16 protein-coding genes are annotated in these 21,668 nt (G+C 74.6%); 7 read left to right on the forward strand and 9 right to left on the reverse strand.

The genetic code is table 11. The features are described 5' to 3' along the window. Position 1 precedes the first annotated feature (1 nt). Entirely contained in the window at positions 2-1,102 is a 1,101-nt protein-coding gene (gene hemE, locus OG799_RS19855) for a uroporphyrinogen decarboxylase (protein WP_406036670.1), read from the reverse strand. A gap of 179 nt (positions 1,103-1,281) precedes the next feature. On the opposite strand from hemE, the gene OG799_RS19860 reads away from it, so the two are divergent. Beyond that, entirely contained in the window at positions 1,282-1,854 is a 573-nt protein-coding gene (locus OG799_RS19860) for a DUF3000 domain-containing protein (RefSeq protein ID WP_406036671.1), read from the forward strand. A gap of 90 nt (positions 1,855-1,944) precedes the next feature. Here the strand turns inward: OG799_RS19860 and OG799_RS19865 are convergent, their stop codons facing one another. Next, on the reverse strand, positions 1,945-2,712 hold the full coding sequence (locus tag OG799_RS19865) for a hypothetical protein (protein ID WP_406036672.1): 768 nt from the start codon (positions 2,710-2,712) through the stop codon (positions 1,945-1,947). A gap of 158 nt (positions 2,713-2,870) precedes the next feature. Next, positions 2,871-4,037 carry a trypsin-like peptidase domain-containing protein gene (locus OG799_RS19870; protein ID WP_406046337.1) on the reverse strand — a complete coding sequence of 389 codons (1,167 nt, stop codon included), beginning with the start codon at positions 4,035-4,037 and terminating at the stop codon, positions 2,871-2,873. A gap of 431 nt (positions 4,038-4,468) precedes the next feature. On the opposite strand from OG799_RS19870, the gene OG799_RS19875 reads away from it, so the two are divergent. From OG799_RS19875 to OG799_RS19890, 4 genes are all read left to right on the forward strand, one after another. Then, a complete protein-coding gene (locus tag OG799_RS19875) occupies positions 4,469-5,797 on the forward strand; it encodes a ribonuclease D (protein ID WP_406036673.1) in 1,329 nt (442 codons plus the stop codon). Between the two features lie 136 nt (positions 5,798-5,933). Beyond that, on the forward strand, positions 5,934-7,127 hold the full coding sequence (locus OG799_RS19880; protein ID WP_406036674.1) for a thiolase family protein: 1,194 nt from the start codon (positions 5,934-5,936) through the stop codon (positions 7,125-7,127). Then, complete coding sequence (locus OG799_RS19885) at positions 7,124-9,226, forward strand: 3-hydroxyacyl-CoA dehydrogenase NAD-binding domain-containing protein (RefSeq protein WP_406036675.1); 2,103 nt, start codon at positions 7,124-7,126, stop codon at positions 9,224-9,226. Before OG799_RS19880 ends, OG799_RS19885 begins: the two co-directional genes overlap by 4 nt. Before the next feature lie 256 nt (positions 9,227-9,482). Then, complete coding sequence (locus OG799_RS19890) at positions 9,483-10,367, forward strand: hypothetical protein (protein ID WP_406036676.1); 885 nt, start codon at positions 9,483-9,485, stop codon at positions 10,365-10,367. Between the two features lie 67 nt (positions 10,368-10,434). Here the strand turns inward: OG799_RS19890 and OG799_RS19895 are convergent, their stop codons facing one another. From OG799_RS19895 to OG799_RS19910, 4 genes are all read right to left on the reverse strand, one after another. Next, on the reverse strand, positions 10,435-10,821 hold the full coding sequence (locus OG799_RS19895) for a VOC family protein (RefSeq protein WP_406036677.1): 387 nt from the start codon (positions 10,819-10,821) through the stop codon (positions 10,435-10,437). Positions 10,822-11,049: 228 nt separating this feature from the next. Beyond that, entirely contained in the window at positions 11,050-13,590 is a 2,541-nt protein-coding gene (locus tag OG799_RS19900; RefSeq protein WP_406036678.1) for a malectin domain-containing carbohydrate-binding protein, read from the reverse strand. Between the two features lie 307 nt (positions 13,591-13,897). Then, positions 13,898-15,052 carry a sensor histidine kinase gene (locus tag OG799_RS19905; RefSeq protein ID WP_406036679.1) on the reverse strand — a complete coding sequence of 385 codons (1,155 nt, stop codon included), beginning with the start codon at positions 15,050-15,052 and terminating at the stop codon, positions 13,898-13,900. Then, a complete protein-coding gene (locus tag OG799_RS19910) occupies positions 15,049-15,711 on the reverse strand; it encodes a response regulator transcription factor (protein ID WP_406046338.1) in 663 nt (220 codons plus the stop codon). The genes OG799_RS19905 and OG799_RS19910 overlap by 4 nt, the downstream gene beginning before the upstream one ends. Before the next feature lie 163 nt (positions 15,712-15,874). Here OG799_RS19910 and OG799_RS19915 point away from each other — a divergent pair, with 163 nt between their 5' ends. Then, positions 15,875-17,068 carry a C39 family peptidase gene (locus tag OG799_RS19915; RefSeq protein WP_406036680.1) on the forward strand — a complete coding sequence of 398 codons (1,194 nt, stop codon included), beginning with the start codon at positions 15,875-15,877 and terminating at the stop codon, positions 17,066-17,068. An 8-nt stretch (positions 17,069-17,076) separates the two neighbouring features. On the opposite strand, the gene OG799_RS19920 is transcribed toward OG799_RS19915, so the two are convergent. Both OG799_RS19920 and OG799_RS19925 read right to left on the reverse strand, forming a co-directional pair. After that, positions 17,077-18,363, reverse strand: coding sequence for a PQQ-binding-like beta-propeller repeat protein (locus tag OG799_RS19920; RefSeq protein WP_406036681.1), 1,287 nt, complete (start codon positions 18,361-18,363; stop codon positions 17,077-17,079). Continuing rightward, on the reverse strand, positions 18,360-19,652 hold the full coding sequence (locus OG799_RS19925; RefSeq protein ID WP_406036682.1) for a hypothetical protein: 1,293 nt from the start codon (positions 19,650-19,652) through the stop codon (positions 18,360-18,362). The genes OG799_RS19920 and OG799_RS19925 overlap by 4 nt, the downstream gene beginning before the upstream one ends. Before the next feature lie 98 nt (positions 19,653-19,750). Between OG799_RS19925 and OG799_RS19930 the strand changes: the two genes are divergently transcribed. Then, on the forward strand, positions 19,751-21,646 hold the full coding sequence (locus OG799_RS19930; RefSeq protein ID WP_406046340.1) for a hypothetical protein: 1,896 nt from the start codon (positions 19,751-19,753) through the stop codon (positions 21,644-21,646). Positions 21,647-21,668 lie beyond the last annotated feature (22 nt).

Genomic DNA, 21,668 nt, shown 5'->3' on the forward strand with positions numbered 1-21,668 from the left:
GTCATTCCGCCCGCTCGACCGGCCGGGCGGAGAGGTCGTGCACCAGCGCGACCACCCGGGTCAGCACGTCGGGGTCGGTCTCCGGCAGCACGCCGTGACCGAGGTTGAACACGTGACCGGGGGCGGCCCGCCCCTGGTCGAGGATCCGCCGCACCTCGGCCTCCACCACCGGCCAGGGGGCGAGCAGCACGGTGGGGTCGAGGTTGCCCTGGACGGCCTTGTCCGGGCCGATCCGGCGGGTCGCGACGTCGAGCGGCGTACGCCAGTCCACGCCGACCACGTCCGCGCCGGCCTCACCCATCGCGCCGAGCAGCTCGCCGGTGCCCACCCCGAAGTGGATCCGCGGCACGCCCGCGTCGACCAGCCCGGAGAGCACGACCGTCGAGTGGGGCAGCACGTAGCGGCGGTAGTCGGCCTCGGAGAGCGCCCCGGCCCACGAGTCGAAGAGCTGCACCGCGGAGACCCCGGCGTCGACCTGCACCCGCAGGAAGGCGAGGGTCACCTCGGCCAGCCGGCCGCAGAGGGCGTGCCAGAGCTCCGGCTCGCCGTACATCAGGGCCTTGGTCTTCGCGTGGGTCCGCGACGGGCCACCCTCGACCAGGTAGCTGGCCAGGGTGAACGGGGCGCCGGCGAAGCCGATCAGCGGGGTGTCGCCCAGCTCGGCCACCAGCAGGCGAACCGCCTCGTCCACGTACGAGACGTCGTCCCGGGTGATCCGGCGGATCCGCTCGACGTCGTCGGCGGTGCGCACCGGCTCGGCCACCACGGGTCCGGTGCCGGCCACGATGTCCAGGTCCACCCCGGCAGCGGCGACCGGGACCACGATGTCGCTGAACAGGATCGCCGCGTCCACCCCGTGCCGGCGGACCGGCTGCAGGGTGATCTCGGCAACCAGCTCGGGGCGGCGGCAGGACTCCAGCATCGCCACGTTGGCCCGGATCTCGCGGTACTCCGGCAACGACCGGCCGGCCTGGCGCATGAACCAGACCGGGGTGTGCGGGACGGGCTCACGGCGGCAGGCCCGGACGAAGGGCGAGTCGGCCGGCCCGCCGCGGCGGGATTCTCCGTCTCGGGCGGCAGTGCCCGTGGTGTCGGTGGTCATCGCGGCCATCGTGCCACGCCGCCGGCCCGGGCCAGCGGGCAGCGCCGCCTTTTGTGACGGGGCCCGCGACGCCGTTACCGGCCCACGGAGGGCCGCCGGCCCCGCGCCCCGATGATCGTGACCGCGCCCCTCGGCGCGCCGTACGGACGACCGGGCGGGCGGCGGAATAGGCTGCCGGCATGGCCCCCCCGATCGCGCTCCCGGAAACCTTCGCCCGCGCGGTCGCCGGACTGCGGTCGGTCACTCCCCGGCCGGAGGTCGTGCTGGAGGAGGTCGGCGCACCCCAGCGCCTGGCCCCGTACGCGTTCGCGCTCTCCGCCGCGGTGCTGCGCGACGGCGACGAGGTGGCCACCGGGCGGTTGATCCTGCTGCACGACCCGGCCGGGCACGAGGCTTGGCAGGGCACCCTGCGGCTGGTCACCTACGTGACCGCCGAGCTGGAGGTGGATCTCGCCGCCGACCCGATGCTGCCCGGGGTGGGTTGGACGTGGCTGACCGACGCGCTGGACGCGCAGCACGCCCGGCACCGGGCGATCGGCGGCACGGTCACCCAGACCCTGTCGACCCGGTTCGGGGAGCTGGCCGGTCCGCCCGCGGCCGGCGACATCGAGATCCGCGCCTCCTGGACGCCGCTCGGCGTGGACCTGGCGGCGCACCTGCTGGGCTGGTGCGCCCTGCTGGCCTCGACCGCCGGCCTCCCGCCACCGGGTGTGACGGCCCTGCCGTCCCGCCGCCCCGCCGGCGCCGCCTGATCCCCCGCTCGCGGCCGAGCACGGAGTCGTGGTGCGGTCCGCCCGTTCGGCGGGGCACCACAACCCCGTGATCGACACGCGATCGGCAGGTCAGAGGTAGTTCTCGGCCTCGTCGCAGATCTTGTCCAGGCCCTTGCTGGCCTTGTCGAAGGCGGCCCGGTTGCCGGCCGACGCCGCCGCCATCGCCTGGGTCAGCTTGTCCAGGCAGGTGGCGATGACCTTCTTCTGCCGGGCCTGCTCGTCCCGGTCGTTCTTGGTGCCGGTCAGGTCCTGCTCGGTGTCGGCCAGCTTGTCCCGCACCGACTGGAGATCGGTCTTGAGCTTCTCCATCTCCTGCTTGTTCGCCGCGATGGTGCCGTCCCGCTCGCTGACCTGGGCGGTGAGTTTCTTCTCGGTACGGTTCAGCTCACTGTTCTTGGTGACGAACAGGCCGGTCATCACGCCGCCGAGGACGAAGAGCAGCCCCGCGACGACGGCGAGGATCAGGGTGGTGCGGCCCTTGCCGGCGCCTGCCGCGGGGGCGAGGTAGGGCGGGACCGGGCCGGGCGGGGCGGACATCGGCTGGCCGAAGCCCGGGCCGGAGACCGGCGGGGCGGACATCGGCGGCGCCGAGTACGGCTGCGGGTACGTCGGGCCCGACACCGGGGCGGCACCCGGCGCGTACTGGCCGGGCACCGGCGGGGCGGACGCGGGCGCGACGGGCTGCGGCAGGGTCGGGTCCGGCTGGGCCGGGCCGTACCGCTGGGGTGCGGGCTGGCCGGTGCCGTACGGGCTGCCGTAGACGCCGCCGGCCGGCGGCTGCGGGGGCTGCGGCGGGTAGGCCGGGTGGCCCTCCGGGCCGGTAGGTGGCTGGGACATGTCTTCTTCCTCCGGATTGCTGTTCCCCCGTGGGGTGGCCTCGAAGGGCCGGGGTCTGCGGGTCGTTGGCCGGCGCCGCCGGCCGTCCCGGGTTCGACGGTGCGAGGTGGTCGATGCCCGACCGGCGGGTGGGCCCGGTCGCTCGGCCGGTCGTGCGGTCAGCAGAGCTTGAAGGTGTCGCAGGCGGTCCGGATCGGCACCGCGAGGCCGATCCCCTCGGCGTCCCGGGCCTTGGCGGTGGCGATGCCGACGACCTCCTTCGAACCGTTGATCACCGGGCCGCCCGAGTTGCCCGGGTTGATCGGCGCGTCGAACTGGATCACCGGACCGGACCCGTCCTCGTCCTTGCGAAACGCGCTCACCACCCCGGTGGTGACGCTGTCCTGCAGGCCGAGCGGGGCGCCGACCACGACGATCTGCTGCCCGGACTTGACCGGCGTGCCGGCGGCGACCAGGCCGGTGAACTTGGCGGTGGTCCGCAGCTGGGCGATGTCCTTGGCCTTGTCGACCTTGACGATGGTGGCCTCGAAGCGCTGGTCGGTCCGCTCCAGGAAGACCTTCCGGCCGCCGCCGTCGAACACCGCCTCCACCACGTGGAAGTTGGTGAGCAGCGTGGTGCCACCGCCTGCAGCCGGCTTGCCGATCGCGAACGCCGTGCCGGTGAACTGGCCGGCCCGGACCCGGAACACGCTGGGCAGCACGGCGCTCGCCACGGCCTCCGGGTTGAACGCCGCGCCGGCCTGCTTCTCCAGGGCCTCCGCGCGCTGGTCGAGACCGTCGAGCCGGGTGCCGTCGGCGCGCCGCGCCTCGGCCAGCCGGCGGTCGGTGGCGGCGAGCCGGTCGTCCAGCCGGTGCAGCTGGTACGCCTGCACGCCCGCGACGAGGGCCAGCACCACGGCGAGCCCGAGCGCCACCACGGGCAGCCGACGCGGCCGGTCGCGCCCGGCCGCGGGGACCGGCCACCCGGCCGGCTGACCCGGGTACGCGGGCCCGGATACCGGCTGCCCACCCGGGTACGCGGGCCCGGATACCGGCTGCCCACCCGGGTACGCCGCTGGGGTGGTCGGCTGCCCCACGGGAGGAACCTGTCCGGCGCCCGGCTGCCCGGCAGGGCCGCCCGCGAACGGCGGCTCGGCGCGGGACGGCTGCTCGGGCGTCGGGTCGGTGGGCGCCCAGCCGCCCGGCCCCCACGGTCCCGCGGGCGCGGAGCCGGTCGGGCTGCCCCACTGACCGCTGTTCGGCGGGGCGGACCAGCCGGCCCGCGGCCCGGGCACGGTCGACTGCCCCGGACCCGTCGGTCCGGTGCCGGTGTCCGGGGCGGGCATGGCGGACCCGAACCCGGCCGCCGGAGCCGGCGGGCCGGGGACGGCCGGCGGGTAGCCGGGAACGGCCGGTCGGTGCGGTTCGAGGCGCGGCGGCAGCGGACCCGGTCGGCCCGGCTCGGGACGTTCCGCGCGGCCACCCTCGGTGGCCTCGTCGGCGCCGTGTCCCGGCGTCCCGTCCCCCGACCCGTACCCAGCCGTCATGATCGCCACGTCCTCCCCGTAGACGTCGTGCCGCGAAAGCCGCCCAGACCCTCGGCGGCCCCTCGGCGGCTCGATGGACCGTACCTGCGCGAACGGGGTTTGTCTCCCCCGATGTCCGAGCTTGTCACGTCGATGCCATCCGGCCCCGGCACGACACCCGGCGGCCATCGCGTCGACACGCACCCGACCGGCTGCGCACACCGGATCCCGTCGCGCACTAGGGTTGTCAGGTGACCGACGAACCACCCCTGCGCCGTCGGCCCGCCGAAAGCCGTACGGGAGAGGCGACCCAGCACCCGTCACCGGCCGCGCCGGAGCCGGCGGACGCGGGCGCCGAACCCACCACCGGCGGGCCCGTACCCCTGACCGCGCCACGCGAGGGCACGCCCGCGCCGGTGGCCACCCCGAGCGAGCTCGACGAGGTCGTGGCCCGCTTCGCGGCGGGCACCGGGCCGGTTGCCCTGGACGCCGAACGCGCCTCGGGTTACCGCTACAGCCAGCGCGCCTATCTGGTGCAGTTGCGCCGGGCCGGCTCCGGCACGGCGCTGATCGACCCGCTGCCGCTACCCGATCTGGCCGCCCTGGACGCGGTGATCGGCGAGGCCGAGTGGGTGCTGCACGCCGCCAGCCAGGACCTGGCCTGCCTGGACGAGGTGGGGTTGCGGCCCCGGCGGCTCTTCGACACCGAGCTGGCCGCCCGGCTGGCCGGCTTCGAGCGGGTCGGCCTGGCCGCGCTGACCGAGCAGCTGCTCGGCTACACCCTGGAGAAGCACCACTCGGCGGCGGACTGGTCGAGCCGGCCGTTGCCGGAGTCCTGGCTGACGTACGCGGCGCTGGACGTGGAGATGCTGGTCGACCTGCGCGACGCCCTCGACGAGGAGCTGCGCCGGCAGGGCAAGTCGGCGTGGGCGGCGGAGGAGTTCGCCGCGCTGGTCCGTACCGGCGCCCGTCCGCTGCGGGTGCGCGCCGAGCCGTGGCGGCGTACCTCCGGCATTCACCGGGTCCGGGGCGCGCGGGCGCAGGCGCGGGTCCGCTCCCTCTGGTACGCCCGGGACCAGATCGCCGCCCGGCGGGACGCCGCCCCGGGCCGGGTGCTGCCGGACTCGGCCATCGTGGCCGCCGCCGAGCTGGACCCGAAGGACGAGAAGACGCTGCTCACCCTCCCCGGCTTCGGCGGCCGGTCGGTGCGCCGGCTGGCCCGCACCTGGCTGGCGGCGCTGGACGACGCGCGGCAGCTGCCGGAGGACGCGCTGCCGGTGACCCCGACGGTGGAGGGGCCGCCTCCGCCGCACCGCTGGGCCGAGCGTGACCCGGTGGCCGCCGCCCGGCTGGCGCGCTGCCGGGAGGTGGTGGTCCGGATCGCCGGCGAGCACACCCTCCCCGCGGAGAACCTGATCGCCCCCGACTCGATCCGCCGCCTGGCCTGGCAGCCCCCGGAGGAGGTCACCGACGACACGGTGGCGGAGACCCTCCGCGGCTTCAACGCCCGCGAATGGCAGATCAGCCTCCTTCTCCCCGCTCTCACTGAGGCCCTGGCACCCCTGACCCCCACCCCCTGACCCACCCACCCACTCGCCGTGGGTGGGGCGGGCGGCGTTCGCAGGGTGTGGGGTGGGCCACACGGGGGGTGGTGTCGGGGTTGGTTACTGACGAGTAGCATCCGAGGGAAATGCCAGTGCCGGCTAGGAGGCTCTAGTGCCCCGTGAAGTTCGAGATGTCGTCTTCGTCGACGGCGTCCGCACCCCGTTCGGCAAGGCGGGTGGCATGTACGCCAACACCCGCGCCGACGACCTGGTGATCCGCTGCATCCGTGAGCTGCTGCGGCGTAACCCGCAACTGCCGCCGGAGCGGGTCGAGGAGGTCGCCATCGCTGCCACCACCCAGATCGGCGACCAGGGCCTGACCATCGGCCGTACCGCCGCCCTGCTGGCCGGCCTGCCCAAGACGGTCCCCGGCTTCGCGATCGACCGGATGTGCGCCGGCGCGATGACCGCCGTCACCACCGTCGCCGGCGGCATCGCCATGGGCGCGTACGACATCGCCATCGCCGGCGGTGTCGAGCACATGGGCCGCCACCCGATGGGTGAGGGCGTCGACCCCAACCCGCGGATCATCGCGGAGAAGCTCGTCGACCCGTCCGCCCTGGTCATGGGCGCCACCGCGGAGAACCTGCACGACCTGGTCCCGCACATCACCAAGGAGCGCACCGACGCGTTCGCGCTCGCCTCGCAGCAGAAGACCGCCAAGGCGTACGCCAACGGCAAGCTCCAGGACGACCTGGTGCCGGTCGCCATCCGCGACGCCGACGGCGGCTGGGGTCTGGCCACCACCGACGAGGCCCCCCGGGAGACCTCGCTGGAGAAGCTGGCCACCCTGAAGACCCCGTTCCGCCCGCATGGCAAGGTCACCGCGGGCAACGCGGCCGGCCTCAACGACGGCGCCACGGCCAGCCTGCTCGCCTCCGAGGACGTGGCCCGCGAGCTGGGCCTGCCGGTCGCCATGCGGCTGGTGTCGTTCGGCTTCGTCGGCGTCGAGCCCGAGGTGATGGGCGTCGGCCCGATCCCGTCGACCGAGAAGGCGCTGCGCATCGCCGGCCTGACCATCGACGACATCGGCCTGTTCGAACTGAACGAGGCGTTCGCCGTGCAGGTGCTCGCCTTCCTCGACCACTTCGGCATCGCCGACGACGACCCGCGGGTCAACCCGTGGGGCGGTGCGATCGCCATCGGTCACCCGCTCGCCTCCTCCGGCGTCCGGCTGATGACCCAGCTCGCCCGGCAGTTCGCCGAGCACCCCGAGGTCCGTTACGGCCTCACCGCCATGTGCATCGGCATCGGCATGGGCGGCACCGTGATCTGGGAGAACCCGCACTGGGAGGGCAACAAGTGAGCACGCTCTCGGCCCCGAACGAGGTCGTCACCAAGGCGCTGCTGCGGTCGGTGCAGGTGCCGGGCCTGGACCGGCCGGCCGCCCTGATCACCCTCGACAACGGCTTCGACCACACCAAGCCGAACACCTTCGGCCCGGCCGGCCTGACCAGCCTGGACGAGGCGATCACCGCGGCCCTCGCGGCGAACCCGGCGTTCATCGCGGTCACCGGCAAGCCGTACATCTTCTGCGTCGGCGCCGACATCGTCGGCCTGCCGGCGCTCGCGGACCGCGCGCAGGCCCTGGAGATCGGCCGGCTCGGCCACCGGGTCTTCGCCCGGCTGAAGGACAGCGAGATCCCGACCTTCGCCTTCGTCAACGGCGCGGCGATGGGCGGCGGTCTGGAGCTGGCCCTGCACTGCCACTACCGGACGCTCTCCGGCGGCGCGGCGGCGCTGGCGCTGCCCGAGGTCTCGCTCGGCCTGGTCCCCGGCTGGGGCGGCACCCAGCTGCTGCCGAACCTGATCGGCATCCCCGCCGCCACCCAGGTGATCCTGCAGAACCCGCTGATGCAGAACAAGATGCTCAAGCCGAAGCAGGCCGCCGAGATGGGCATCGCGGACGTGCTGCTGGAGCCGGCCGACTTCCTGGAGCGGTCGCTGGAGTGGGCCGCCGGCGTCGTCCGGGGCGAGGTCACCGTGACCCGGCCCGAGGTCGACAAGGACATGTGGGCGGGCGTGCTCTACTTCGCCCGACAGACCCTCGACCAGCGGCTGCACGGCGCGGTCCCGGCCGCGTACAGGGCGCTGGACCTGCTGGAGACCGCGAAGGACGCCGACTTCGCCACCGGCACCGCCGCCGAGGACGAGGCGCTGGCCGACCTGGTCTTCTCCGAGGAGCTGCGCAGCGGCCTGTACGCCTTCGACCTGGTGCAGCGGCGGGCCAAGCGGCCGGCCGGCGCGCCGGACAAGGGCCTGGCCCGGCCGGTCACCAAGGTCGGCATCGTGGGCGCCGGCCTGATGGCCAGCCAGCTCGCCCTGCTCTTCGCCCGCCGCCTCCAGGTGCCGGTCGTGCTGACCGACCTGGACCAGTCGCGGGTGGACAAGGGCATCGGCTACGTGCACACCCAGATCGAGAAGGCCGTCAGCAAGGGCCGGATGGACAAGGGCGCCGCCGCCAAGCTGTACGGCCTGATCAGCGGCTCGCCGAAGGCAGAGGCCTTCGCCGCGTCGACGCCGGGCCAGCTCACTTCGTTCGCCGACTGTGACTTCGTCATCGAGGCGGTCTTCGAGGACCTGAACGTCAAGAAGCAGGTCTGGGCCGAGCTGGAGAAGATCGTCAAGCCGGAGGCGGTGCTGGCGACGAACACCTCGTCGCTCTCCATCACCGCCATGGCCGAGGAGCTGGAGCACCCGGAGCGGGTCGTCGGCTTCCACTTCTTCAACCCGGTCGCCGTGCTGCCGCTGCTGGAGATCGTCCGCGGCGAGCGGACCGACGACGTCACCCTGGCGACCGCGTTCGCGGTCGGCAAGCAGCTGAGGAAGTCCTCGGTGCTGGTGAAGGACGCCCCGGCGTTCGTGGTCAACCGGCTGCTCACCCGCTTCCTCGGCACGGTCTTCGCCGCCGTCGACGCGGGCACCCCGCTGGACGTGGCGAACCGCGCGCTGGACCCGCTGGGCCTGCCGATGCGCCCGCTCGCGCTGCTCCAGCTCGTCGGCCCGGCCGTGGCGTACCACGTGGGCGGCACCCTGCACGCCGCCTTCCCGGACCGGTTCACGGTCAGCGAGAACCTCAAGCGGATCGCCGACTCGGGCCAGCCGATCGTGGTCGACGACCAGATCAACGACGAGGTGGCCAAGCTGCTCACGGTCGGCGACCAGCCGCTCATCGAGGAGCAGGTACGCCAGAATGCGCTCGAGGCGCTGGCGCAGGAGATCCGGCTGATGCTCGACGAGGGCGTCGTCGCCGAGGCGCAGGACATCGACCTGTGCATGATCCTCGGCGCCGGCTGGCCGTTCCACCTGGGCGGCGTCACGCCGTACCTGGACCGGACCGGCACCTCCGAGCGGGTCACCGGCCGGCGGTTCCTGCCGCGCGGGGTCGCCAGCCTGCGCGCCTGACTCGTCCCGCTCGCCCGCGATCGCGGTGGCCGGCCGTCCCTGCGGGGCGGACCGGCCACCGCGATCGTCGTATCCGGGACGGATCTCCTGGCCCGACCGTGCGCCGGCCGGAGCTGCGGGCCGAGGTGCGACGCAGCGCGGCCGGCCCGCCCGGTCACGACCCGGCGGCGGTTTCGTCACCTCCAGCCAGGGCGGGCGGCGGCCGGTCGGCCAGCCTGGCTAGGATCACGCGTCCCGATTTTGTCTGGAGCTGACCATGTCCCAGCCCCCGTCCAATCCGTATCCCGGTTCCTACCCGCCGCCGCGGCAGCAGCCCGGCGGCTACCCCGCGCAGTCCGGTCCGCAGTACGGCGGTGGCTACCCGCCGCAGCAGCCCGGCCCCCAGTACGGCGGTGACTACCCGCCGCAACAGTCCGGCCCCCAGTACGGCGGTGGCTACCCGCCGCAGCAGCCCGGCCCGCAGTACGGCGGCTACCCGGGCGAGCAGGCCCCGGCGCAGGGCGGCTCCTACCTGGAGAGCGGCCAGCCGTCCTACGGCGCCCCGGCCGGCCCCCCGCCGAAGAAGTCGAAGGTCGGCCGGATCCTGCTGATCACCCTCGCCGTCGTGGTGGTGCTCTGCCTGGGCGGCGGCGCGGTTCTCTTCTTCGCCGCCAAGGACAAGGTCGGCGACGTGGTCGACGCCACCAAGACCCGGGTGGTCGCGCCGACGACGCTGGCCGGCCGTCCCAAGGTGACGGATCCGCAGCTGACGTCCGCCGCCGAGGAGATGACCTCGGAGATGAAGAAGGACGTCCCGGACGCCACCAGCACAGCCGGTGCATTCTACGGCAACCCGGCCAAGAAGGACCTGGTCATGATCGCCGGCGCCTCGGGTGTCATGGCCGACCCGAAGAAGGAGCTGGACAACGCCACCAAGGACCTCTCCACCGAGCTCGGGGTGACCACCTTCAGCACGGTGGACGCCGGCCCACTGGGCGGCGACGCCAAGTGCGGCGACGGCAAGGCCGACGACGTCCCGGTGGGCGTCTGCGTCTGGGCCGACCGCGGCAGCCTCGGCGTGATCGTCCTCTACTTCAAGTCCGCCGACGACCTGAAGTCGCAGTTCGTCACCATGCGCGGCCAGATCGAGCAGAAGGGCTGACCGCCCTCCGCGCCGCTGGTCCGGGCCCCCTTCGCCGTGGCGGAGGGGGCCCGACTCGTACCAGCGGTTACGCCGAGGCGGCGCGCTCGGCCGCGCTCCGGCATACACAGAACTCGTTGGCCTCCGGGTCGGCGAGCACCACCCAGCCGGTTCCGTCCGGGCGGCGGCGGTCGGCGACGAGGGCGGCGCCGAGCCCCAGCAGCCGCTCGACCTCGGCGTCCCGGGTCCGGTCGGCCGGTTGCAGGTCGAGGTGGAACGCGCCCTTGCCGTGCCGCTCGCCGACCTGGACGAAGAGCAGGTCGGGGCCGTGGCCGTCGGGCGCGACCAGGACCGCCTCGGGGTCACCCGGGTGGTCGTCGTCGTGCAGCCGGCGGTCGAGGACCACCGCCCACCAGCTGGCCAGGGTGTACGGGTCGTCGGACTCGACGGTGACGCAGTGGATCAACGCACTCACGGTGCTTCCTCCTGGGATGGAGTGCGCCCCGCGGAAGTTGCTGCTGTCAGCGGGGACCGGGGCGGGGCGCGGGACTGTACGTGGTGGACATCGACCGCACCCCCTTTCCGCGCGTCGGGCTGACGCGGACGATCATGTCACCGCCCACGCCCGGGGCACAACCCCGTTCCGACGACGCCGGCCCGGTCCCCCCAACGGGACCGGGCCGGTGTCATCGGGCGGTACGGGTCACGGGCCGACGAACACGGCCTTCGCCCGCCAGTCGACGCCGTCCACGGCCGGTCCGCTCCGCACGGTGAACGACCCGGTCGGCACGCCACCGGCCCAGTCGGTCGAGGAGAGCTCGCCGGTGCTCCGGTTGACCTTGTAGAGGGTGCTCCCGGAGAGGAAGATCCCGCCCGCGTCGGCGAGACCGGTCACCCCCGCGACGGTGAACTTCTCCGCGCCCACCACCCCGCTGTCCGGGGTGAACCAGCGCCAGTAGAGGCCGCCCTGCCCGGCGAGGCCGTAGTAGAGCCGGCCGCCGGTGTAGAACATCCCGCTGACGTTCGGGATCTCGGCGTAGAAGTTGACGGTCACCCCGGCGTACGTCTGGCCGGCCGGCCCGGAATCGGTCTCCACCGCGTCCCAGTACGCGTCGTGGTACGGGTCGACCAGCGTCGGCGTGCCGAAGGTGGCGCCGTCGAAGCTGCGCCGCCACAGCGCGCCGGTCATGCCGTAGAAGAACGTGCCGCCCACCCAGAAGCCGCCCCGGGCGGTCGACCAGGCGGTGTTGTCCGGGTTGGCCACCGGGCTGGCCGCGCCGACCGTGGTCGCCCCGTCGTACGGGCGGGCCTCGACCTCGTCGCCGGTGCCCGCCGGCGGCGGCCCGGTCTTGACGATCTCGATGCCGTCGACGAGCGGGTTCTCCACCACGTGCCCGAAGTCGATGTCGACCGATCCGTCACTGACGACGGTGAAGGAGCGCATGGTGCCGACGTTGTGCCCGGCGGTGCCGGAGAGGTCCAGGTCGTCGAGGACGACGGCGCCGTCGAGGGACACGTCGAAGACCCGGGAGCCGGGGGCCGAGGTGCCGTCGTACCGGTTGGCCAGGTAGAGCCGGACCTGGATCTCGGTGCCGGCGGGCACCGGGAACTGCCAGCTCATCTCCGGGTCGCCGCCGGAGTCCCAGCGCTCGTCGCTGTAGAGGGCCGCCGGCGTGCCGGCCGGCACGGTGGCGTCGACGCTGCCCACCGCCGCGAACCCGGCGGTGCTGCTGCCGGCGTTGTGGTACGGGCTCGGGTTGCCGGAGTCGTCTGCGGCCCAGTCCGGCCCGCTGTCGGTCGAGGCGACCAGCGGCCCGCCGGCGTTCACCCGGTAGAGCACGTTGGTCGGGGCGGGCACCCCGGCCCGGTAGACGTTGCCGGGGAGGCTCGCCGTGGTGGTCGGGTGCGGCGCGGCCCCGCCGGTCAGCGGGAAGAACGCGATCCGCTCCCGCCGGTACTGGAAGTTGCCGATCCAGGAGGTGTCGGAGCCGACCCAGAGGCCGCTCGGCGTCACCAGCATCTCCGACGCGCCGACGCCGCGCGGGTGCCGGCCCGGGTTCCAGGACAGCGGCAGGCCGCTGCGTGGGTCCAGCGCGGCGATGCTGGGCCGGCCGACCGCGCCGGCCTGGGCGGAGTCGCCGCCGAAGCTGTTGTTGAGCCAGCGGAAGTGGCCACCGACGTAGACCGCCTGCTCGCTGATTCCCACCGACAGGAAGGTGTCGCCGCCGGAGTAGTCGACCCAGGTGGGCTGGAGCTCGGCGCCGGTCGCGCCGGCGTCCCAGCGGGCGGCGGCGTCGCAGAGCGTGCCGGCGTTCGGGGCGCCGGTGGCCACCACCACGAAGTAGCTGCTGTCCGGGGCGTACGCGACGTCCCGCACGTATGTGTCGAAGGCCCACCAGGCGCAGCGCGGGGTGTACCGGCTGGTGTTCCAGTCGGCGATGGTGGCCGCGGTCGCGCCCAGGTCGAACTTAACGATCTGGTCGTGCAGCACCCCGTCGGCCTTCTTGAAGTTGCCGATGACCACGAGCTGGGCGCCGTCCGGGGAGACGGCTAGCTTGTTCGCGCCGACGCCGGAGCTGGCCCCGCTGACCCCGTCGTAGTTGTGGTGCTCGGTCAGCGTCGTGGTCAGGTAGCTGTCCACCACGCCGGTGCTGGCGTTCAACGAGGCCAGGCCGCCGCGCGGGTTGGTGTTGCCGGCGGTGGTGAAGATGCCGCCGACCAGCAGTCGGCCGCCGACCAGGGCGACGTCGTTGACCAGCCCGTTGAAGGCCGGCCCGGCGAAGCTGGTGACCACCGCGCCGGTGGCGACGTCGAGCAGCGCCACCTTGCGCCGGGTTACCCCGTTGACGGTGTTGAACTTGCCGGCGATGAAGACGGTGCCGGCGGTGGGCCCGGCGACCACCGCGTAGACCTCGTTGTCGACGGTCGGGGCGAAGGCGGTGTCCACTGTGCCGGTGGCCTTGTCGAAGGCGAGGACGTAGTTGCGGGTGATGTCCACGTCGCTGTTGCGGTTCTGCACGCGGGTGAAGTCGCCCACCGCGATGATCTTCGTACCGGCGTCGTAGATGGCGTCGACGGTGCCGTTCATGATGTCCGGCGAGGCGGTGGAGGGGACCTCCTTCACCAGCGTGGTGTGGTCGGGCGCGGCGGTGGCCGGGCCGGCGGCGACGAGGCCGGCGGCGGTGAGGGCCACCGCGGCGAGCGGCGCGAGGACCCGGCGGGTCAGGGCCGAGGGATGAGTCACTGGCAGCTCCGGTTGGGCATGCGCGGACAGGACCGGCGGACTCCCGGCGCGGCAAGGTGAGGCACCCGTCCGGCCGCCGGGGTACGGCCGGGTGAGGCAAGGCGCACTGCACACCCTGCGGCACCGGTGTCCCGCCGTCCAGCGCCCGCCGCGTCTTGTATCCGACCCTCGGACGCGCCCGCCCGACCACCCGGAAAGGCCGGACGGGACGGCCGAACCGCCCGCACGAAAAGGTGACCGTGGATGGTGGTTCGGCGGGGACCGGCACGCCGTCCGCCGGTCCCGCCGACGCCGAACGGAGGCCCGGTCAGTTCGGGCAGGGGGCGTCGGCCGACGGCATGGTGACGGTCACCTCCAGGCCGCCGCCCGGCTGGGCGACCACCGCGACCGCGCCACCGTGCGCGTCGCAGACCGCCCGGACGATGGAGAGCCCGAGGCCGGAGCCCCGCGCCCCGGTCCGCTCCTGGCCGCCGCGCCGGAACGGCTCGAACAGCCCCGGCACGTCGGCCTGGGCGACCTCGAAGCCGGTGTTTCCCACCACCAGCCAGGACCGCTCCCCGTCGCTGCCGGTGCGCACCCAGATCCGGCCGTGCAGGTGGTTGTAGCGGACCGCGTTCTCGATCAGGTTGCCGGCGAGCCGGTCCAGCAGCCCCGGGTCGCCGACCACCGGCGCCGGGCGCAGCGAGGTCTGCACCCGCAGGCCGATCCGTTCCACCTCCCAGGCGACCGCGGAGAGCGCGTTGGCGGTGCCGACGGCGAGGTCGCACTCGGCGCGGCGGCCCAGCCGGCGGCCGGTCTGGGCCTCGCTGCGGGCCAGCACCAGCAGGGCGTCGACCAGGCCGTTGGCCCGCTCCGAGGCGTCCCGGACCACGGTCGCCATCCGGCGGTACTCGGCGATGTCCGCCTCGTCGTCGCTGAGCGTCACGTCGATCTCGGTCCGCATCACCGCGAGCGGGGTCCGCAGCTCATGGGAGGCGTTGGCGACGAAGCGTTTCTGCGCCTCGAACGCGGCGGCGATCCGGTCCAGCATCGCGTCGAACGTCTTGGCCAGCTCGGCCACCTCGTCGTCCGCCCCGGACCAGCCGATCCGCTGGTCGAGGGTGGCCTCGCCGAGGCGCTGGGCGGTCGCGGTGACCTGGTGCAGCGGGCGCAACGCGCGGCCGGCCACCAACCACGCCCCGGCGACCCCGACCATGCTGATCGCCAGCAGCGCCACCAGGCCCTTGGCCAGCAGCTCCCGCGACGCGGCGTCGACCAGTTCCCGCTGCCACTGCCCGGCGTCGAGGGTGCGCCCGTCCGCGAGCACCACCGTGGTCCCGGGCAGCAGCTCGTCGGTGGGGCGCAGCGCGTCGCGGACCAGCAGCCAGGCGAGCAGCATCAGGATCGCCCCGGCGCCGACCAGCAGCACCCCGTTGAGCAGGGTGAGCCGCAGCCGCAGGGTGGGACGCAGGCGGCGGGTCATGCCGGCACCGTGCGGTAGCCGGCGCCCACCACCGTCTCGATCAGCGGCGGGTCGCCGAGCTTCTTGCGCAGCGTCATCACGGTGACCCGGACGATGGTGGTGAACGGGTCGGTGTTCGCGTCCCAGACCCGTTCCAGCAGCTCCTCGCTGGAGACCACCGCGCCGCGCGCCTTGAGCAGCTCGGCCAGGACGCCGAACTCCTTGTTGGTCAGGTCGACCGGCACACCGCCCCGGGTGACCACCCGCCGGGCCGGGTCGAGCATCAGGTCGGCGATCTCCAGCACCGGCGGGGCAGCCGGGGTGGCCCGCCGGCCGAGCGCCAGCACCCGGGCGACCAGTTCGTCGAAGGCGAACGGTTTGGGCAGGTAGTCGTCGGCGCCGAGCTGCAGGCCCTCGACCTTGTCGGCGACGGTGCCGCTGGCGGTGAGCATCAGCACCCGGGTCAGGGTGCCCGAGGCGACCAGGTCGGCGCAGATCTTGTCACCGGGCACGCCGGGCAGGTCCCGGTCGAGGATCACCACGTCGTACCGGGTGACGAAGGCGGCCTCGTGTCCGGTGCCGCCGTCGTACGCGACGTCCACCGCCATGCCGCGCTTGCGCAGCCCTCGCGCGATCGCGTCGGCGAGGTTGCGCTCGTCCTCCACCACCAGCACCCGCATCCCGGCCTCCAAGCCTCGTGACCTCCCGACAACCTAGTGCCGGCCGCCAAACCGGCCTCCCTCGCCGTCGTTGCAGAAAACCTTCGGGTACGCGATGCTTCCCGGCATTAACCAACACGCGCGGCGGGGGCGCGGCGGCGGGCGACAAGCGGACGGAGCTGCCATGACCGGAACGTGTGGGCGGGACGTCGCGTACCGCGGCTTCCGCCTGCCGGCCGAGGTCGACCTGGGCGTCGCCGAGGGGGTCGTCGCCGTCCCGGGCGGCCTGACGATCGGGGCGCCGGTCGGGCAACTCGACCACACCGACCCGCACACCGGCCGCACCGCCCGCTACGAGCTGGCGACCTGGACCGCCCCGGTGGTCTGGACGGGCTTCGGAGTCGACGAGATCGTCCCGTCCTGGACCGGTGACACCCCGGCGGGCGGCTGGCTCCAGGTCGAGCTGCGCGGCTGGGGCGAGGGCGCGCCGTCGACCGACTGGTACGTGCTGGGGCGCTGGGCCGCCGACGACACGACGATCCACCGCACCTCCGTCCCGGGGCAGACCCACGACGAGGCCTGGGCGAAGGTCGACACGATGGGCGCGCTGCGCGCGGCGATCACCGGCTGGCAGGTACGGGTCACCCTGTTCCGCCGCACCGACGTCACGGCCGGCCCGGTGCTGCGTACCGTCGGGGCGGTCGCCTCGGCCGCGGACGTGGACCCGCCCGACCGGCCGGCCGGCACCGCGGCGGCCGGCGCGGCCCGGGGGCGGGTGTTCGACGTGCCCCGGTACGCGCAGCGGCTGCACGGCGGCGGCGAGACCCGCTGGGGCGGTGGCGGGGACTCCTGGTGCAGCCCCACCTGCGTGTCGATGGTGCTGGACTTCTGGTGCGCCGGCCCCACCCCGGACCGGTACGCCTGGGTGACCCCGCCCGGCCCCCGGCCCGTGGTGGTGCACGCCGCCCGGGGCTGCTACGACCACGCCTACGCGGGCGCCGGGAACTGGCCGTTCAACACCGCGTACGCGGGGCTGCACGGGGTGGACGCGTTCGTCACCCGATTGCGCTCCCTCGCCGAGGCGGAACTCTTCGTCGCGGCCGGGATGCCGCTGGTCGTCTCGGCGCGGTTCCGGCGCGGGGAGATCCCCGGGCTCGACTACGACACCAACGGCCACCTGATGGTGCTGGTCGGCTTCACCGAGACCGGCGACCCGGTGCTCAACGACCCGTACGCCGCCACCGACGACGGGGTCCGCCGGACCGTGCCCCGGGACCGGTTCGAGGCCGCCTGGCAGGGCGGCAGCGGCGGCCTGACGTACGTGATCCGACCGGCCTCGGTGCCGCTGCCAGCCGCCCCCGCGCAGGCCAACTGGTGAGCCGCTGATCAGCGAGGGTCCGGCCAGACGACCAGGCCGCCGGAGGGTCGCAGGCAGACCAGGGCGGCGGTCGCGACGGCGCAGTCGTCCCACGAGCCCGGCAGCACAGCCCGGTACCGGGCCTGCCCGGCCGGGACGTCCAGCTCGGCGACGAGCGTCCGCTCCTCGCCCAGCCGGCGCAGCCCCAGCAGCGGCGTGCCGTACCGGTCAACGCCGCCCAGCCGCCAGCGGCCCAGCCGGCCGCGGGTGCCGCCGGTGCGCGGGTCGACCACCGAGAGCTCCATCTCCAGGCCGACGCCCGGGGCGGCGGCGAGCAGCCGGCCGCCGACCGGACTCATCCCCAGCCAGCGGTCGTCCGTCCAGAGAAGACGCCCGGTGGCCGGGTCGACCGCCCGCACCCCGGCGTCCTGCTCACGCAGGCAGATCACCCCGGCGCAGGCGGCGAACCAGGAGGCGGCCGAGGCGCCGACCGGCATGCTCCAGCGCCGGTCCAGCCGATCCAGGCCGTACGCGGTGACCGTGCCCGGCGCCCCATCGACCAGCAGCAGGTCACCGACGACCCGGGTGAAGCGGTACGACACCCCGTCGGCGGCCGGCGGGACCCGCCCGGCGCGTAGCAACGCCCCCGAGCCGGTGTCGTGGACCTCCACCCGGCCGGCGGCGGTGACCAGCACCACCCGCGTCACGCCCCGGTCGCCGACCTCGTACGCGAGCCCGCTGCCGGGCAGCGGCAACGACCACCGTGGCGTGCCCGAGACCGGGTCGACCGACCGGATGGTGCCCGTCCCGTCCGCCCGGGGCGTCTCGAGGAGCACGCCGTCGGACTGCGTAGCGACCGGGTAGCCGGGCTGCCGCCAGCGCATCACCCCGGTGTCCGGGTCCAGCACGGTGGAGGCGGGGTCGCCGGCCCCGGCGGGGCTGCTGATCACCAGCACCGCGCCGGCCACCGTGGTGAGGCCGAGCGCGTGGTCGCCGGCGGGGAGGAGGAACCGCCACAGCGCCTCGCCGCCGGGCAGCCGGTGCCCGGTCACCAGCTGGCCCGCCCGGCCCACCGTGCCCGGCCCGTCGGCGACCACCAACCGGTCGGCGAGCACCAGGAAAACGGCGCCCTGTGGGGCAGGAACCACCACCGACCGCTCCCGGCCGGGGTGCACCGCCGAGCCGGCCAGGGTGAGCAGCGCGGCGCACAGCAGCGCCGCGACGCGTACCGACCGGCTGGGCGGCCGGCGCGGTTCGGGCGGCGGCTCGACCTCGTCGCCGTGCCGCAGCTCGCCCAGCTCGATCACGGCGCTCACGGCAGCCGCCAGAGCCCGAACCCGCCGTCGGCCCGCCGGCAGGCGAGCGTCCCCGCGCCGACCCGGCAGTCGCCGAGCAGGCCGGGCAGCGCGCCGATGATCCGGGCCCGGGCGGCGACCAGGTCGAACTCGGCCACCACCAGCCGGCCGTCCCGGCTCCGCCGGATGCCGATCAGCGGGTCGTCCCGGTCGGACCAGTCCGCCAGCTCCCAGCTGCCCAGGTCGGCCACCAGCCGACCGGTGGCCGCCTCGACCACCGCGTACCGGGCGGCGCCGGCCGGGTCGGCCGTGGTCACCAGGAACCGGCCGGCCGTCTCCCGCAGCACCCCCTGCCAGCGCTCGTCGCGCCATCGGATCGCGCCGGTCGCCGGGGCGAGCGCCCACATCCCACCGATCTGCCGGTAGGCGCAGAGCAGGGTGCCGCAGGGGCTCAGGTAGCCGACCAGGGAGAGCCGGGTCGTCCAGCGCCGGTCCAGGCGGTCCAGGCCGTAGCCGGTGACGGTGGCGCCGTTCTCCCGGATCACCAGCAGCAGGTCGTCGACCACCCAGGTCCGCTGCCAGCTGGGCAGTTCGCCGGGACGGAGGTCGCGGGTGACGAGCCGGGCGCCGGAGACGGCGTCGCGCACCTCGACCGCACCGGAGGCCGGCGTCAGCACGACCCGGTCGACCCCGGCCGGGCCGAAGCGCAGGCTGGCGCCGCCCGGCGGGATCGGCACCGACCACAGTGCCCGCCCGGACGGCACGTCGACCCGGCGGATCGAGCCCGGCCCCTCCGCGCCGAGGGTCTGGATGAGCACGGCGTCCCCCGCCTCGGCCGCGATGCCGGGCTGCTGCCAGCCCGGCCGGCCGGTGCGGGCGTCCACGGTGAACGTCCGGTACGCGCCGTCGGTGCCGCCCACCGGACCGGTGAGCAGCACCGACCCGGCCCGGTGCAGCAGGCCGACGATGTCGCCGCTGGCCGTCGGAAGCGAGCTACGCCACAGCAGGCTGGGTGGAGCGTCGGCCGGGATCCGGTAGGCGACCAGCTGCCGCCCCTCGTTCCGGTCCAGGTCGGGCGGTTCGACCAGGTAAAGACGGTCGTCGACGAGAAAGGCCTGCGCGCCCGGGCGGGCCGGCACCCCGGCGGCCGGCCGGCCGGCCGCCGGAACGCAGCCGGCCAGCGCGAGCAGGGCCACCGCCAGCACCGCCAGGATCCGGTACGGCCGCGCGGCGGGCCCGGGCCGCCCGGTCGACGGGGCCGGCGCCGGTGCCGGGTCGTCGCGGAGCTCGCCCAGATCGATGACGGTCACGGCCACCCCCTCCCTGCCCGGGCGGCGGACGGCGCCGCCGGGACGCACCGGCCCGGCGGGGCGACGCCGCGCCGCCTGTACGATGGCCCGTCGTGGCCGTGCCGGTGGTAGACCCCTCGTTGAACTCCGTATCCGTCGCGGTCGAGCCCGTCGTGGCCGACCCGCCGCGCCGGCCCCGACGCCGGCCGGCCCGCGCCGACGTGCTGGCCATCGGAGCCTATGCGTTGCTCGGCGTTTTCGTCTGCCTCAACTACTGGGTGGACGTCCAGCACCGGGTGTCGTCGCACCTGCCGACCGACCACAGCTGGTTCGAGTGGCTCTTCGCGCACGGCGCCTACTCGCTGCGGCACCTGGAGAACCCGCTCTTCACCGCGCGGCAGAACGCGCCTGACGGCGTGAACATGATGGCGAACACCTCGCTGCTCGGGGTCACCCTGCCGCTGGCGCCGCTCACCCTGCTCCTCGGCCCGCAGGTGATGTACGCGCTCTACCTGGGTGGGGCGCTCGCCGCGACGGCTGCCACCTCGTACTGGATGCTCTCCCGGCACCTGGTCCGCTCCCGGGGCGCGGCGTTCGTCGGCGGCGCGTTCCTCGGCTTCGCGCCCGGCGTCGTGCACCACGCCAACGGGCAGCCGAACTTCGTCTCCAACTTCCTGCTCCCGCTGATCGTGGTGCGGGTGCTGCGCCTCGGCGAGCCGGGCCGGTGGTGGCGTAACGGGATCGCGCTCGGCGTGCTGGTCGCGTACCAGGTTTTCATCAACGAGGAGATGCTGCTGCTCACCGCGCTGGCCTGCCTGGTGGTGGTGGCCGCGTACGTGGCGCAGCGACCGCGGGCGGCGTGGGCGCGGGCCGGCACGTTCCTCGCCGCCGGCGGGGTCGGCGCCGGGCTCACCCTGCTGCTGACCGCCTACCCGATCTGGTTCCAGTTCAACGGGCCGCAGTCCTACCGGGGCCTGCAGGGCGGCGTCTTCCACAGCTGGGGCGAGGACCTCGCCGCGTTCGTCACCTTCGCCCGGGACACCGCCGCCGGCGACGTGGCGGTGGAGCGGACCATCGGGCTGACGGAGCAGAACAGCTGGTTCGGCTGGCCGCTGGTGCTGGTCGCGCTGGTGGCCCTGGTGCTGCTGGCCCGCCGCGCGCTCGCCGCCCGGATCCTCGCCGTGCTGGTGGTGGTCTTCACCGTCGCGGCGATCGGCCCGAAGGTGCGGTTCAACGGGGTGGAGACCGCGATCGACGGGCCGTGGGCGTACGTCCCGGACGACCTGCCGCTGGTCGAGATGATGATGCCGACCCGACTGACGCTGGTGGTGGCGGGCGCGGTCGGCGTCCTGCTGGCGCTGGCCTGGGACGCCCTCGCCGGTGGCGGCCGGCCGCCGGTGCCGGCCCCGCGCGCCGCCGCCGACGACGAGGCCCGACCCAACGCCGAGCCGGCGCCCACCGCCACGCCCGCGCGGACCGCCGGGCCGCGGCGCCGGTGGCTGCGCCCGCTCGGGTACGCCGCGATCGTGCTCGCGGTGCTGCCGCTGTTCCCCCGACCGCTGCCCGCCCAGCACGTCGACCCGCCGCCGCACTTCATCACCGCCGGCGGCTGGCGCCCGTACGTGCCGGCCGGCCGGACGCTGGTGCCGGTGCCCGTCCCGAGCAACGTGCACGGCCTGCCGACGCTGCGCTGGAGCGCGCTGACCGGGCAGCAGTTCCCGATTCCCGGCGGCTACTTCATCGGCCCGAACGAGCGGGGCGAGGGTGTCTTCGGGGCGCCGAACCGGCCGACCAGCAGCCTGATCTACGCCACCATGGACGCCGGCAAGGTGCCGCCGCTCACCGCGGAGAACCGCCGCCAGGCGGTCGAGGACCTGCGCTTCTGGAAGGCCTCGGTGGTGGTGCTCGGCGCCAACCCCCGCGAGGCCGTGCTGCGTGAGCTGATGACCGCCCTGCTCGGCCCGCCGCAGCGGGTCGACGACGTCTGGCTCTGGGACGTCCGCGGCCTGGTCTGAGCCCGGCTCCCCCGCCTGACAT

Source organism: Micromonospora sp. NBC_00898 (assembly GCF_045207895.1).
Lineage (GTDB): Bacteria > Actinomycetota > Actinomycetes > Mycobacteriales > Micromonosporaceae > Micromonospora.

What these genes read in the sequence shown, in the direction of transcription:
- OG799_RS19860 (WP_406036671.1), top strand. Translation starts at nt 1,282, where the DNA reads ATGGCCCCCCCGATCGCGCTCCCGGAAACCTTCGCCCGCGCGGTCGCC.
- OG799_RS19910 (WP_406046338.1), bottom strand. Translation starts at nt 15,711, where the DNA reads ATGCGGGTGCTGGTGGTGGAGGACGAGCGCAACCTCGCCGACGCGATC.
- OG799_RS19905 (WP_406036679.1), bottom strand. Translation starts at nt 15,052, where the DNA reads ATGACCCGCCGCCTGCGTCCCACCCTGCGGCTGCGGCTCACCCTGCTC.
- OG799_RS19890 (WP_406036676.1), top strand. Translation starts at nt 9,483, where the DNA reads ATGTCCCAGCCCCCGTCCAATCCGTATCCCGGTTCCTACCCGCCGCCG.
- hemE (WP_406036670.1), bottom strand. Translation starts at nt 1,102, where the DNA reads ATGACCACCGACACCACGGGCACTGCCGCCCGAGACGGAGAATCCCGC.
- OG799_RS19870 (WP_406046337.1), bottom strand. Translation starts at nt 4,037, where the DNA reads ATGCCCGCCCCGGACACCGGCACCGGACCGACGGGTCCGGGGCAGTCG.
- OG799_RS19865 (WP_406036672.1), bottom strand. Translation starts at nt 2,712, where the DNA reads ATGTCCCAGCCACCTACCGGCCCGGAGGGCCACCCGGCCTACCCGCCG.
- OG799_RS19915 (WP_406036680.1), top strand. Translation starts at nt 15,875, where the DNA reads ATGACCGGAACGTGTGGGCGGGACGTCGCGTACCGCGGCTTCCGCCTG.